Source organism: Flavobacterium sp. (assembly GCF_040382755.1).
Classification (GTDB): domain Bacteria; phylum Bacteroidota; class Bacteroidia; order Flavobacteriales; family Flavobacteriaceae; genus Flavobacterium.
The window spans coordinates 1-15,182 of record NZ_JBEIET010000005.1 but is presented as its reverse complement, the minus strand read 5'-3'; the positions used below and the strand labels follow the sequence as shown (position 1 = coordinate 15,182).

Genomic DNA, 15,182 nt, shown 5'->3' with positions numbered 1-15,182 from the left:
AGACTTTTTTTCAAATTTTTTATGTTTTATACTTTTTCTACTATCATTATCTGTGTTTTAATGAAAAAAATTTCTTATGTTAATTTTATAATTCCATTTATAATTTTAATTTTTTATTCTATTGTTAATAAAATATTGTTAAATATTGAAGTGATTATAGAAAATGAGAATAACTTATTAAAAGTTACGTATTTTAATTTTTTTTTAAAAAAAGTATCAAGAAGTTTTTTAATTAGTGAATTAAAATATTCATATAATAATGAGAAAACAGGTAGATTAGTATGGAATAATGTATTACGTGTTTTTCATGAAAATGAAGAAATTATTAATACATATAACAATCTAACAGAAGTAGAAAATTTATTTTTAATAATTGAATTTGAGAAATTGAAAATAAAAAAGATAGATGAATAAAAGAATAAAAATATTATTAATAGCATCAGTTTCAGGAATTTTATTTTCTTTTTATCTGCTTTTAAGGAGAAGAGGATTTTTGACGGCTAGTGATATTTTTTCATTAACTGTAATAACTATTGTGCTTTTTGTCTTTAATATAGTTATGTACAATAAAAAAAATAGATAAAATATGACTAATGGTAATGGGGGTAATGTATCAGATTTAGTGATGATACTATTTTTGATAATTAAAGCTTTGAAAATCAATAAAAAATTATAAATAAATAGTAAAAAGGAGTGCAATATTGCGCTCCTTTTTGTGTTATATAATTCTTTAAATCGAATAAAATGATGAAAAATGAAACCTAAAGTATCAAACTTAGTGATAGCAAAATTTGTCCAAGTTGTAATTCAAATAATGTTGTAAAAAATGGTTTTACAGCAAATAAAAAGCAACAGTTTATTTGTAAATCTTGTGAAATAGATTCATAGATTATTATACGTATAAGGCTTATAATCAATGGGTAAATAAGCGAATCATTCAATTTACTAAAGAAGGTTTAGGAATACGAAGTACAGCAAGAATATTAAAAATATCAACAACAACACTTTTAAGAAGAATAATTGCAATAGCTAAGAAAATTCCCAATCAGCCCATTTATAAATACAAATCCTATGAAGTAGATGAAATTAGAACGTTTATACGAAATAAAGAAAAACCAATTTGGATAGTTTATGCATTAGAAAGAGAAACTAAACAAGTTGTAAATTTTAGCATAGGCAGAAGAACCAAAAGTACCTTGCAATATGTTACTAATTCATTATTGTTATCTAACCCCAAAAAAGTATATACAGATAATTTAGTTCACTATAAGTCATTGTTGAATACAACGATTCACAACACAAAACCATTTATCACCAATCACATAGAAAGAAAAAACCTTTCGTTAAGAACGCATCTAAAACGATTAAACAGGAAAACAATTTGCTTTTCAAGAAGCTTTATACTACTAAATTGTGTTTTGAGAATTTATTTTTGGGGATGATTTTTTGGTTTCGATAGAATTATAAGGAAATATGATATTACGACGGTTTTATAGTATTCTAATTAGCGTAAAAATACGCAACGATTTTATATGATGGTCATTTACTTTTACATAATAAATATTTTAAAAATTAAGATTATGAAAAAGAGAATAGTTGTGTTGCTTATGTTAGTTGCTGTTGCAATCCTTAGTTTTACCATAAATACATATACCGCTGGTCGTAAATGCACAGGTTCTAATAAATGTACTGCTTGTAAAAATTGCAAGTATTGTAAATACTGTGCTAAAGAGGTTGGCAGCTGTGGGGTTTGTAAGTAATATATTATTAATTAAAGAGTTAAATAGGATTATTAAATATATTGATTTAACTTCAAATCGCTAATTGTGATGTTTATAAATTTATAATTCTTCTAGTTTAATAATTCTGTTTTTTAAAGTCAAGGTAACTACATCAGTAATGTTTTTTTGATTGGTTTTTTGTATGATTCGTCTTCTGTGATTTTCAACAGTTCTAGTACTAATATTAAGTATTTTTGCGATATATTCATTGTCTTTTTGTTGGGAAATTAAACGAATGATATCAATTTCTCTATCTGTGAGTTTAAATTGATTTAAAGTACTAGGTTTTATAATTGATTTGTATTCTAATAATTCAGGTAAAATAGCTCTTGTAGAGGAATCAAAATACGTTTCATTATCCATGATTTTTCTAATAGCAATTTCTATTTCGGAAGAATTAATTAACTTACTACAATAACCATTGGCTCCAGCTTTAATTAAATTAGAAACAGATAATTCACTTATCAATTGAGTGAGTACTAAAATTTTAATTTTTGGGAAGTGCAATTTAATATGTTTGCATATTTCTAGGCCACCCATTTTGTTCATTTGTAAATCTAAAATTAACAAATCAATTGGATAGTTTTTTAGATAATCAAAAAGGCTATTTCCATCATCTGTGTCAAACACCACTCGAACATCTTCAATTTTTTTGAATGTTTCTATAAAACCATGTCTCACCAAATGGTGGTCTTCAACTATAGCGATTTTTATCATAATTCAATTGTAATTTTAAAAATATTTAAGTTTTCAGAAACAATATGTTTAAGTTTTGCATTAGTAGACTTCAATCGTTCATTTAATCCAAGCAATCCCATTCCACCAGAATTGTTCAATGCCAATTTGTAATTAAAATGTTCACCGTCATCTTCAAAAGTTAATTTTAGCGTATTTTTATTAACTATAATAGAGAGTTTGCAATAACTAGCTCTATTGTGTTTAATGAGATTATTTGTAATTTCTTGAATGATGCGATAAACTTGATAAGCAATATTTTCATCAATAACCAATTCTTCATCTTCATAATCTAGTTCAAAGTAGGTTTGACTTCCCTTTGATAAAGTAGCAAATCGTTCACTAACAGCAGGAATTAATCCTTCCAACTTTAATTTGGAAGGCATAAGTGAATAGCTAATGTCTTTAATACTTTTGGTTGCTAAATCAATAGATTGCTCTAAATGTTTGATATAGTTAATTTTTTCTTGGTTTTGCTCGTCAAATGACAGTAAGTTGACATAGTTTTTAATTGCTACAAAATCATTTTGTAAACCATCATGCAAGTCGTGTGCTATTCTAGCTCTTTCATTTCTTTCTAAATCAAGTTTTTCTCTGAAGTTTTTTTCAGCATCTAAATGTTTAGAATTAATATAGTATTTATGATAAAAAACCGCCACACCAATTTGAAACATACCAAAAATAAAGATGACTAAACTAGCAATGATTATGACATTATTTAAACTTTCTTGGCTTTCCATATGGCAATGTAAAATGATAATCTGTAGATAAAAAGTAACAGCAAATTGATGTACCAAAAGTATAATAAAACAGGACTTTTAGTATATCTGAAAATAGTTTCTAATCCAAAAATAAAAAACGTACCTGAATAATACAAAATCATACCCGAAAGAATATAAAACACAGGAAAATGAAGTAAACTACTGGTTTCTAATTTTTCAAATTGCTGAATAGTCCATCTAGTAGAACCAGTAAATACTAAAAGGCAATGAGTGATTGGAATGAATAGCTCTAATGCGGTACTGCTAATTTTAAAATGATATAAATAGTACATATAAATAAACAATACGCTATAAATTCCAATAATAATATAAAAAACTGATTGGGAAAGCCCAATCAGTTTTCTGAAGAAATATAATAATGCGATAAATTCTAAAAAAGGATAAATTTTAAACCAGATTTCAGTATTGTAATTTAAAATCATTGAAAAAATCAATTCATAACAACCCCCAATTCCAAATAAGACAATAAGTAAGACTACACTTAAATCTTGTTCTTTATTTATGAAAAAATAAATTATAGGTAATAAAATCGATACTATAAGTAAAAAAAATACAATGATTTTAAACATAATTACATTAAATCACTATTTTTAGGACATGTAGCTGGACATGGTGTAGTTCTGTCTAAAATATACCCTTTTGTCATATCTTCGTTATTACTATTTACACCAACAATAACTAAATTAGTGCTGTCAGTTTCTTTATCATAACCGTTATATATTCTTAAACCAATACAATCCTCTTGTTGAAGTATTTTATCAAAATGATTCGCTCCTGCAAAATACCCTTTTTTTGAATCTGGATAACGTTTTCTAAATTCATTTACCATTTCTTGAGCTTGAGATAACGTAATTTGTTCTCCTGTGTTTTTGTTGATTTCCATTATAGTATAAATTAAAAATTAAGTTCGTAAAAATACTAGTTTAAACTATTTATATATTGCGTAATATTACGCAATATATAAATATTCAGACCTAATAACTTTGTTTTTTTATTTGGTATGAAAACAAAAATAAATATTTTATCTGTAGATTCAGGAGGTGTGAGAAATTTAATTTCGGCTTACATCTTACAAAAAATAGAAGAAGAACTTCAAAAAACGCAAAATAACTCAAAGTTAAAGATTGTAGACATTTTTGATACGTTTGTATCAGTTGGTTCTAGCTCACTTTTAAGTTATCTCTATCAAATTCCAGACAGCCGAGGTGATTTTTATTCTGCTCAACAAGTCATGGAACATTATAAGGCTATTGCTGCTAAGATATACAATCAAAAATGGACTTCGTATTTAAAACTTTCCAATACAATTTGTAGTCAACAGCAATTGAAACAGAGTGTTAGTAATTTGTTCAGTAATCTAGAAAATGTAAAAAACAGTAAAAATAATATTATACCCTTATACAATCTAACAAATGGAGAAATTGAAATTGTAAATGCGGTTACGAGTGATTTAACAGCGGAAGATTTGCTAAATGCCTCACTTGCAACTTCACCTTTTTTCAAAACAACTAAGATAAATGATACCGTGTTTTGTAGTGGAGAACATATATCTGCAAATCCAAAATATTGTTTGGAAGATAAAATATTTAAAAAAGCATTTTCCGAATATGAGGTGATAAATATTCTTTCAATAGGAGCGGGGAGTAATACAATACAGTCTACGAATAATACAATAAAAATAATTGCAAAAGATTGTGCAACTCAATTTGTTGAGCAACGTTTTTTTCCAAACCAAACCATAAATTATTATCGAATTGATGTACCCACTAAAGATTTTGATGTTTTCAAACCATTACATACAAATTCCTACATCGATTTTTCAAAACAAAACATATATGCTATGAATACAGCTGGTCAATTAGCTATGGGTGCATTGGATGATAAGGAATTTAAAAAGTTCATTCAAGCTTTGTAAATGACTAATAATATTCAAGTTTTTGTAAAAAAAAAACAGTATTTTCTAATTGAAAATTTTTATTTTGAAAATAATGCGAGTTTTCGATTGGTGATATCAATTTTCGTATAGTAGTTTTAAAACAAAGTATTTATTTTTATACTTATTGCGTAAAAATGCTCAATGTTTTTAAAATTCAATCGGCTAATTTTGAGCATATACATCAAAATGGGTATAGCTTTGCTCAACTAAACTTAATAAAACTGAGCATATAAACAAGTTAGCCGTCATTATACAAAACTCCCGATATAAAAAGAAACTATGATAAATTTTGAAATTTTAATTGACGATGCTTTTTCGGTAATAACTGCTGATTCTTCTCTTACTCCAATTGAAAATAAAAGGGTTTTTAGCTTAATAAATTCATTTGAAGATGGGTTTTGGCATCATTCTAAATTTAATAAATTTATATGGAATAATATAAAAGAAACTGCATTAAGTTATAGAGAAAGACAATCATTGGCACTTGAAGGAGAAGATTCTCTATTAACAGAAGCAGCGATAAATTTAAGACTTTCAGAAAGTGAAAATGATATTGGACGTGGAAGTGAAATATCAGAAATTTTACTTTATGGAATAATGAAAAAATATTACAATGCTTTACCAATTATTCCTAAAATTTTCTACAAACAAAACACACAAGACAACGCAAAAGGCGCAGACAGTGTGCATATTGTAATTGAAAATGAAAACGAATTTTCATTATGGTTTGGCGAGTCTAAATTTTACAATTCAATAGAAAATGCAAGATTAGATGTAATTATTGATTCAGTAAAAGACTCGTTAACGCTTCGAAAAATAAAGAAAGAAAATAAGTTAATTACTAATCTTTCAGATATAAATGATTTTGAGGAAATTTCTACAGAATTAAGAGCAAAAATAGTCGAAACTCTTTCACAAGAACAATCTATTGATACAATAAAACCAATTTTAAATATTCCAATTCTATTGTTATATGAATGTAGCATAACAAATGGAGCAACACATTTAACAGAAGAATACAAAACCCAAATTATAAGTCATCATAAAGAAAGGGCAACAGAATATTTTAAAAGACAAATAAATATGTGCAATAATGTTGATTTATATTCCGAAATTAAGTTTCATATAATCCTTTTTCCAGTTCCTGAAAAGAAACCAATTGTGGATAAATTTATTGAGAAAGCACAAGTATATAGAAGTTAATTATGGAAGATATAGTATTTGATAATTGTCACAAAATAAACGATTTGCTAATTTCTAACAAAGATAATGAAGCAAGGGAAGAACTAATCAAACTTTTAGATTATCATAAAACCCAAAAGTTAGAATACACTCCATTAGTAAATCATTTAATTAGAGAAACAGGCTTATTTCCATATTTGCAACAAGAAACTTCAAATTGGGAAGAAAGGTATATTTATGAAATCTTCAAAGTTAATATCGGAGAAGAAAAACCAATTACGTTACATCGTGAACAATCATTTCTCTTAAAAAAACTTCTTGAAGGTAGAAATATTGCGGTAAGCGCACCGACAAGTTTTGGCAAAAGCTTTGTCATAGATGCTTTTATAAAAATAAGAAAGCCAAAAAATGTAATAATTATTGTTCCAACTATTGCATTGACAGATGAAACAAGAAGACGATTATACAAAAAATTCGCAAATGAATACAAGATTATTACAACCACAGAAGTAGAAATAGCAGAAAAAAATATTTTTATTTTTCCACAAGAAAGAGCTATAAATTATTTAGATAAGGTTGAGTTCTTTGATATAATGATTATTGATGAATTCTATAAAGCAAGTAGTTTATTTGACAAAACTAGATCTCCAAGTCTTGTTAAAGCAATTATAAAAATTGGTAGCAAATCCAAACAAAAATATTTTTTAGCTCCAAATATATCCACTTTAGAAGACAATCCTTTTACAGCAGATATGGAATTCATACAGTTAGACTTTAATACAGTCTTTTTGGAGAAATTTGAACTATATAAACAAATAAATAAAGATTTAGAATTAAAAAGCAATTTTTTAATCGACATTTTAAACCAAAAACAAACAAAATCTTTAATATATGCGGGTACATACACAAATATTGAAAATGTATCTAACCTAATTCTTTCTAGATACAAGGAAAAAAATAATGTCCTTTTAGACCAATTTGCAAATTGGTTAGGCAAAAATTACGATTATAATTGGAGTTTAACAAATCTAATAAAAAGAGGAACTGGAATACATAATGGCAGATTGCATCGCTCTTTAAGTCAAATACAAGTTAAATTATTTGAAGACAAAAAAGGTATTAGCAATATAATTTCTACATCTTCAATTATTGAAGGTGTTAATACATCAGCAGAAAATGTAATCATTTGGATGAATAAAAATGGAAGTTCAAACCTAAATGACTTTACATATAGAAACATTATTGGTAGAAGTGGTAGGATGTTTCAGCATTTTATAGGTAAAGTATATATTTTAGATAAACCACCAGTTAATACGCAAACTGCATTGAATATCGAATTTCCAGAAGGAATATTAGGAGATTTAGACAGCCAAAAATATGATAAATTGTTAACTAAAGAGCAAGTAGCCAAACTTATTCTTTATCAAGATGAAATGGGTGGAATTCTTGGAGTAGAGGTATATAACAAGCTAAAAAATGAATCCGTTTTCCAGTCTAGCAATTCAGAATTAATTAAATCAATTGCAATTGATATGTTAATAAATCCTGAAAGTTGGAATGGCCTTTCATATTTAAATTCCACAACTAGAAGTCAATGGGATAAATCATTATACAAAATAATTAATTTACAACCTGGCAATTGGGAAACAAAAAATAGCACATTTGTTGAGTTTATTAAAATTTTAAGAAACAATTGGTTTAAATCTATTCCTGAATTATTAAAAGATTTAGAACCACACGACGTAGGTATTGATGAGTTTTTTAAACTTGAAAAAAACGTAACTTTTAAATTTGCTTCTCTTTTAAAAGATGTTAATGTGCTTCAAAAAGAATTGCTAAAAGGTAAAAATTATGATATATCAAAATTTATAGCATACATATCTCACGCATTTCTACCAACTGTAGTTTTTCAACTTGAGGAATATGGATTACCAAGAATGCTTTCAAAAAAAATTCATAATTCAAGAATCATAAATTTTTACAATCAAGACTTAACAATACATAATGTAATCGAAATCTTTAATTCAATTGGTATAAATGAAATTAAAAAGAATGTAAAATTAGATGAATTTGATTTATATATTTTAGAGTATTTTTATGACGGAATAAAAGTAAATAGAAATAACGACGCCTAACAGCGGTTTTAAGAAATTGGGGTTTTAGGCTAAATTTAAAGTTTGTTTTGTACTTTTGATTTTCGGTGTTCAATCGAAAGTTCGGGCTTACAAATCCCCAACTTCTTAAAGCCGCTAAACGTTAGTGGCAAGCGTCAACGAACCCAATCTTAAAATGGACATAATAAGTAAAAAAACAAGATCAGAATTTAAAGATTTCTTCGTTACAACAACATTGAGAGAAATTAGTAAATATTTCGACAATCATGATGTTCCATATACCGAACATCCAGAAAATACGGATTATGGAGGTCAAAGAAGAACTCTAGTCGAAAATTATTACACTGGAATTGATTGGACAAATCCAAATCAATGCAGAAAAATATTGAATGTTTATGAAGATATACTTATTGACTTAAGAGACAATAGAGATTCGTGGAATAGTGATGATAGAAGGAAATGGCTTGAAAATCTAACCAAATTTTTACTGCGAGATGGTTTTGCTTTTGAAAATGGAAAATTATCATCTGTTGGACAAATTGTAAACTTTGAAGATTTACAAAATGCAACTGACTTACTCGATAAAACTCATTTTCAAGAATATATAGAACGAATTAAAAAATCTATTACCGAAGACCCAAGCCTTGCAATAGGTTCAACAAAAGAATTGGTCGAATCAACGCTAAAAACTATCTTAAATCAAATGGAAATTCCGTTTGATAAAGTTGATGATGTTCCAAAACTTCTAAAAAGTGTACAGAAAGCATTAGAACTTGTGCCAGACAATGTAGATGATTCAAAAAAAGGAGCAGAAATAATAAAAATCTTATTGAGCAATTTGGGTCAAGTAGTTATAAAACTTACAGAATTACGTAACCTATACGGAACAGGACATGGAAAAGAAAAAGCAAGAAATGGATTAAGTGATAGACATGCTAAATTAGCTGTTGGTGCAGGAATTACTTTATCAACATTTTTGCTTGAGACATTTGAATTAAGAAGAAATAAATAAACGCCAGCCACTATCAGCCGTTTGGCAAGATTGCGAATTTTGCAGTAAATTCACTTATGCATTTTGCTAAAATTTTTATCTGTAATAGAATAAAAAAAGTCCCGTAGTTCCCAACCTAGAAAAGCCCCAAACCACTATCCCAAATTATTATCAAAACGCAAAATGAACACAATTTCTAAAAACATGTTTCAGTAGCACAAGGTATTTTTTACTTTCCTATTAAAGTTTTTTGTATGCTATTTAGTGGCTACAGTGCTGTAAATAATTTTATTTTTAATTAAATAAATCAAATTTTTAATTGTTTATTTAGTATAATAATCTCAAAAATAGCTATTTCTGCCACAATTTTTTTTACTAATTAAATATAAAAGGGCTAATTAAGCCCTTTTATATTTTATCTCAAGAAAATTACTGTAGAAAAGCATATTTTGAAATCCTCAAAGCATTTACTTCTTTTTCAACTTTGATATAATTAAAAAATATTTTTTCAGTTTTATGTCCAGAAATAGCCATAATATCGTGAGGTGGTATACCAGAATAATATGCATTAGTACAAAATGACCTTCTAGCGGTGTGTGTACAGATAAATTTATATTTTGGTTCTAAACGTTCTACTTGAGTGCCTCCCTCTGTTCTAATAAATTTGTAATTCTCTTTAATATCAGCTCTTTTACAAATTGATTTTATATGTTCGTTTATTGTGTTTTGGTGAAGATATTTTGGTAAGTTACCCTCTCTTTTATCTAAAATTCTTTTAATAACAGAATTGATTGGTATAACAACAAAATTTGAAGTTTTAGATTGTTTAATACGAATAAATTGAGTTTCATCTTGTGTAATTATTTCAGGTTTTTTCAAGAAGTTTAATAAATCGCCTATACGCAATCCTGTATTACATCCTATTAGAAAGATATCTCTTGTAATATTTAGTTCTTCATCATTTAAAACTAAATTTTCAATTCTCAATAATTCATCTTGATTTAAATAGGGGTGATTAATAACCTCAGTTACCTTTGAGAAATAATTTTTCTTAAATTCTAGATTAGTATGTTTATCTTCATCATATGCATATCCCATAACTGTTTTTAGTTTTTGAATCACTGTCCCAATATAGTTTTTGGTGTATTTTTTTTCATTGGTTAAATAGTCAATAAATTCATTGTAAAACCCTCTATTAATATCGTCAAAATTTAAGTTTTTTATTTTCTTATAAATCAAGAACTTTTTAACAACATTTAAAGAACTTTTTAGAGTATTTAATGTTCCTTTAGTAAGTATTTTTTTTGAAAATGGTGAATTGTTTTTTGAGTAAAATTCTAAAAACCATTCGTAATATTTTATGAAATCTTTGTTGGTATCTAAATCTTTTTGATTTTTGCTAAAAGGATTACTTTGAAATTTTGAAATTGGTTTTTCAAATATGTCAAATACTTTTGCAAACATACTTTTAATAGAATCTATTTCTATTTCCTTTTCATTTTCTTTGTAAAGAAAATCGTTTAACAAATTTTCAAATTCTGATAATTTACTATTAATAAGTTTTGCATTGAATGTTGAAGAGGGTAACTTCATTTTTTGTTTGTTACTATCCCAATCTTTATCGGAATTAATTACAAAATTGGTTGATGCTCTAAATCTTGAATTTTTTCCATGTCTAAATTCAAATTGGATAGTACTTTTTTCACTACCTTTACGAAGATAAAATTTCGTTTTCATACTTTAAAAAATTAAATTGTTACTTTTTTTAAAGTTATAAATGAGTTGTTTTTTATCCAATTCGTGTGACCATTTTTGTGTCCATTTAGGTCCTATTTTGGCAATTTGTGTCCACTTTTTTGAAAAACAACTTTTTCAAAGTATCAATAAAACCGCTACAAAGCCAATAAAACCATAAAAAACCTTCTAAGAACAACATTCAGACGAGGTCACAAATTATTCCCAAAACATTGAAATTTCATGTTTTGGGATTTTTTTTTGCCTTAATTTCCATTACTTTCCAAACAAAAACAACAATGAAATATGTATCTTATGAAGAGATCTATCCTAATATTTTATTGTTTTTGTAGAATAAACTCTACATTTTTAATTATCTTGCGCCCTTAATTTTGATAACTTTTTTTTATTTCAGAATTTAAGTAATTAACAATAAAATATTGACATGAAAAAATTTGTTTTTTTAATTCTTTTATTACTCTCGGGAAGCCTTTATTCTCAAGGTGTTTTCTTTAAAATGGGGAAAAATTATTCTTCATTTTCTTATAAAAATAATACGCCCTTTGCCGATAAAATTAAAATTAACGGAACGGGTAGTAGCTATGAGTTGGGTTATACAATGCCATTAAAATTTAAAGATTTTTCTTATTTGGGGAGTATAACTCTTAACGATTACAACGGAACAAGTGAATCGAAAACAAATAATTTAGATTATAAAACGTCGTATATTGGTTTACAAAATGCGGTTAATTACCAGTTTTTTGATTCTTTTTATTTTTTCATTAGCGCAAAAGCAGGTTTAAATATGTCAACCATCATTTATGGAAAACAACAAGTAAATAATTCGACTTTTAATCTAACCGACAACAAAGATTTTTCAGGTTTAATATTACAACCCGTTTTAGGTTTAGATGCCAAATATTATATTTCTAAATCAGGATATTTAAGCTTAGGGTGTAATGTAGCAAAAAGTATTTCATTAAATCCTACAGCAGATAAAGTTTCATTTAATACGTTCCAAATCCTTTTTGGAGGTTATTTCGAATTGAATAAAGACAAACATTTATGAGAAAAATAGTTTACTTAATTGCCTTATTTTGCACTTCGTTTTTCTATGCACAAACAAGTGGAATTACATATCAAGCCGTAATATATTATCCAAATGGACAAAATATTCCTGGAGTTGATATTCAAAAAAGTCCGATGGCTAATAAATCGGTTTGTTTGCAATTTTCATTAACAGATGATCTATCGCAGTTAGAATATCAAGAAGTAATTCAAACAACTACTGACGAATTTGGTATGGTTAATTTGATTATTGGATCTGGAAATCAAACAGGAGGATACGCAAGTTCGTTCAATGCAATCGTTTGGAATGCAAATATCAAAAAATTAAAAGTGCAATTAGATGTTAATGGTACTTGTCAGCAATTTGTTGTTTTAAGTGATAATCCGCTTTCGGCAGTTCCTTTTGCATATGCTGCTGTTACTGCAAATAGTGTTTCTGGAGTGGTTTCAATTCAAAATGGAGGTACAGGTGCATCAAATTTAGCAGGTGCAAAAATTAATTTACAAATTGATAATGTCGATAACACTTCAGATAGTAATAAGCCTATTTCAATTGCTACTCAAGCAGCTTTAGATACAAAAGAAAACTCAGCGAATAAATCGACAACTACTTCTTTAGGTACAAGTGATGTGTTTTTCCCAACACAAAATGCCGTAAAGACTTATGTTGATACGAATATTGCTACTGTAAATGCTTCAAATACAGCACTTCAAGCAACCATTACTGCCAACGCAACAGCTGCTTCAACCGCAATTGCAGCAGTACAAGCCGATGTTGATGCTAATGAAACAGCTGCAAATACGGCATTAGCTTTAAAAGAAAACTCAGCGAATAAATCTACTACTACTGCATTAGGAATTAGTGATGTGTTATTCCCAACACAAAATGCAGTAAAAACCTATGTAGATACCAATATTACTACAGTTAACGCAAATAATACAGCACTTCAAGCAACAGTTACTGCAAACGCAACAGCCGCAAATACGGCATTAGCTTTAAAAGAAAACTCTACAAATAAATCTACTACTACTGCATTAGGAACAAGTGATGTGTTATTCCCAACACAAAATGCGGTTAAAACCTATGTAGATACCAATATTACTTCAGTTAACGCAAATAACACAGCACTTCAAGCAACAGTTACTGCAAACGCAACAGCCGCAAATACGGCTTTAGCTCTAAAAGAAAACTCAGCGAATAAATCTACAACTACTGCATTAGGAACAAGTGATGTATTATTCCCAACTCAAAATGCTGTTAAAACTTATGTAGATGCACAAGTGGCTTCGGCAACCATTGCAGATGCAGATGCTTCTACAAAAGGTAAGATACAATTAACAGGTGATTTAGGTGGAACGGCAGGATCTCCTACAGTTCCAGGTTTATTAAATAAAGAAAACTCGGCAAATAAATCGACTATTACTACTTTAGGTACAAGTGATGTGTTATTCCCAACACAAAATGCGGTAAAAACGTATGTTGATACAAATATTACTACAGTAAACTCAAATAATACAGCATTACAAGCAACTGTTACTGCAAACGCAACAGCTGCTGCAACAGCAATTGCAGCAGTACAAGCGGATGTTGATGCAAATGAAACAGCTGCAAATACGGCATTAGCTTTAAAAGAAAACTCAGCGAATAAATCTACTACTACTACTTTAGGTACAAGTGATGTTTTATTTCCAACGCAGAATGCGGTTAAAACCTATGTTGATACGAATATTACTACAGTTAACTCAAGTATTACTTCACTTCAAGCAACTGTTACTTCAAATGCAACTTCAGCTACAACTGCAATTGCAACAGTTCAAGCCGATGTCGATGCTAATGAAACAGCTGCAAATACGTCCTTGGCATTAAAAGAAAATTCGGCAAATAAAACGCTCGATTTAACAACAGTTGATGGAACATCGGATATAAAATTTCCATCGGCAAAAGCAACAAAAGATTATGTTGATTCTCAAATATCAACAGGTGTTGTAGATGCAAGTACCACCGTGAAAGGGAAAGTGCAATTAGCAGGAGATTTAACAGGTATTGCAACAGCACCAGAAGTAGCAGCTGGCAAAATTACTACGATTAAGCTTGCTAATGATGCTGTTACAACCGCAAAAATTACAGATGCTAATGTTATATACTCTAAAATTCAAGATGTTACTAATGATAAAGTACTTGGTAATTTTTCTGGAAGTACCGGAGTTGTTCAAGAATTGGCTACAACTGGATCAGGCGATGTAGTAAGAGCGACTTCACCTACTTTAGTAACACCAGTTTTAGGAGTGGCTGCAGCTACAAGTGTAAACGGAACAACTATTCCGACTTCAAAGACTTTAGTGGTAACTACCGATAAATTAAATGTGATGGCAGCTACAACTTCAGCTGAATTAGCAGGAGTTATTTCAGACGAAACAGGAACAGGAGCCTTAGTTTTTGCAACTTCACCTACTTTAGTAACACCTGATTTAGGAACACCTTCAGCAATAGATTTATCAAACGCAACTGGGTTACCAATTGCAACTGCTGTAACTGGAATTTTACCAGGAGCTAATGGAGGAACAGGAGTTGATAATTCTGGAAAAACAATTACTTTAGGAGGGAATTTAACCACCTCAGGTGCTTTTATCACTACATTAACTGCTACAGCAGCTACCAACGTTACGTTGCCAACTACAGGTACATTAGCAACATTGGATGGCACAGAAACTTTAACCAATAAGACCTTAACCAGTCCAACCATGACTTCACCTGTATTGGGTACGCCAGTTTCAGGGACATTGACCAATGCAACAGGATTACCAATTTCAACTGGTGTAAGTGGATTAGGAACTGGAGTAGCTACAGCTTTAGCAACA

Annotated in this window: 13 protein-coding genes; 8 read left to right on the top strand and 5 right to left on the bottom strand. The window is 28.6% G+C overall.

The window, feature by feature from the left end; translation table 11 throughout:
* The first annotated feature begins 60 nt into the window (after positions 1-60).
* Positions 61-414: a hypothetical protein gene (locus ABWO04_RS01195; protein ID WP_353076631.1), complete on the top strand. Its 354-nt coding sequence runs from the start codon at positions 61-63 to the stop codon at positions 412-414.
* Positions 415-768: 354 nt separating this feature from the next.
* A protein-coding gene (locus ABWO04_RS01185) for an IS1 family transposase (RefSeq protein ID WP_502903957.1) occupies positions 769-1,442 on the top strand; the annotation gives its coding sequence in 2 pieces (ribosomal slippage) (positions 769-874 and positions 874-1,442; 675 coding nt in all).
* Between the two features lie 399 nt (positions 1,443-1,841).
* Here the strand turns inward: ABWO04_RS01185 and ABWO04_RS01180 are convergent.
* Genes ABWO04_RS01180 through ABWO04_RS01165 form a run of 4 tightly spaced genes read right to left on the bottom strand, consistent with a single transcriptional unit; the run spans position 1,842 to position 4,181 of the window.
* A complete protein-coding gene (locus ABWO04_RS01180; RefSeq protein ID WP_353076630.1) occupies positions 1,842-2,498 on the bottom strand; it encodes a response regulator in 657 nt (218 codons plus the stop codon).
* Positions 2,495-3,256, bottom strand: coding sequence for a sensor histidine kinase (locus ABWO04_RS01175; protein ID WP_353076629.1), 762 nt, complete (start codon positions 3,254-3,256; stop codon positions 2,495-2,497). Before ABWO04_RS01175 ends, ABWO04_RS01180 begins: the two co-directional genes overlap by 4 nt.
* Positions 3,235-3,867: a hypothetical protein gene (locus ABWO04_RS01170; protein WP_353076628.1), complete on the bottom strand. Its 633-nt coding sequence runs from the start codon at positions 3,865-3,867 to the stop codon at positions 3,235-3,237. Before ABWO04_RS01170 ends, ABWO04_RS01175 begins: the two co-directional genes overlap by 22 nt.
* A 2-nt stretch (positions 3,868-3,869) precedes the next feature.
* Positions 3,870-4,181 (bottom strand): hypothetical protein, encoded by a 312-nt coding sequence (locus tag ABWO04_RS01165; RefSeq protein ID WP_353076627.1) that lies wholly within the window; start codon positions 4,179-4,181, stop codon positions 3,870-3,872.
* 117 nt (positions 4,182-4,298) lie between these two features.
* Here ABWO04_RS01165 and ABWO04_RS01160 point away from each other — a divergent pair, with 117 nt between their 5' ends.
* The 4 genes from ABWO04_RS01160 to ABWO04_RS01145 all read left to right on the top strand — a co-directional run bounded on the left by ABWO04_RS01160 (position 4,299) and on the right by ABWO04_RS01145 (position 9,542).
* Positions 4,299-5,213 (top strand): patatin-like phospholipase domain-containing protein, encoded by a 915-nt coding sequence (locus ABWO04_RS01160; protein ID WP_353076626.1) that lies wholly within the window; start codon positions 4,299-4,301, stop codon positions 5,211-5,213.
* A gap of 300 nt (positions 5,214-5,513) precedes the next feature.
* Positions 5,514-6,437: a HamA C-terminal domain-containing protein gene (locus ABWO04_RS01155; protein WP_353076625.1), complete on the top strand. Its 924-nt coding sequence runs from the start codon at positions 5,514-5,516 to the stop codon at positions 6,435-6,437.
* Positions 6,438-6,439: 2 nt separating this feature from the next.
* Positions 6,440-8,551: a DEAD/DEAH box helicase gene (locus ABWO04_RS01150; protein WP_353076624.1), complete on the top strand. Its 2,112-nt coding sequence runs from the start codon at positions 6,440-6,442 to the stop codon at positions 8,549-8,551.
* Positions 8,552-8,705: 154 nt separating this feature from the next.
* Positions 8,706-9,542 carry an abortive infection family protein gene (locus ABWO04_RS01145; protein ID WP_353076623.1) on the top strand — a complete coding sequence of 279 codons (837 nt, stop codon included), beginning with the start codon at positions 8,706-8,708 and terminating at the stop codon, positions 9,540-9,542.
* 408 nt (positions 9,543-9,950) lie between these two features.
* Here ABWO04_RS01145 and ABWO04_RS01140 read toward each other — a convergent pair whose 3' ends face one another.
* On the bottom strand, positions 9,951-11,258 hold the full coding sequence (locus tag ABWO04_RS01140) for a tyrosine-type recombinase/integrase (protein ID WP_353076622.1): 1,308 nt from the start codon (positions 11,256-11,258) through the stop codon (positions 9,951-9,953).
* A gap of 514 nt (positions 11,259-11,772) precedes the next feature.
* Between ABWO04_RS01140 and ABWO04_RS01135 the strand changes: the two genes are divergently transcribed.
* Both ABWO04_RS01135 and ABWO04_RS01130 read left to right on the top strand, forming a co-directional pair.
* The gene (locus tag ABWO04_RS01135; RefSeq protein ID WP_353076621.1) at positions 11,773-12,324 is read left to right on the top strand and encodes a hypothetical protein; all 552 of its coding nucleotides are present in this window, start codon (positions 11,773-11,775) and stop codon (positions 12,322-12,324) included.
* On the top strand, positions 12,321-15,182 hold a 2,862-nt coding region (locus ABWO04_RS01130; protein WP_353076620.1), incomplete at its 3' end, for a beta strand repeat-containing protein. The genes ABWO04_RS01135 and ABWO04_RS01130, both read left to right, overlap by 4 nt.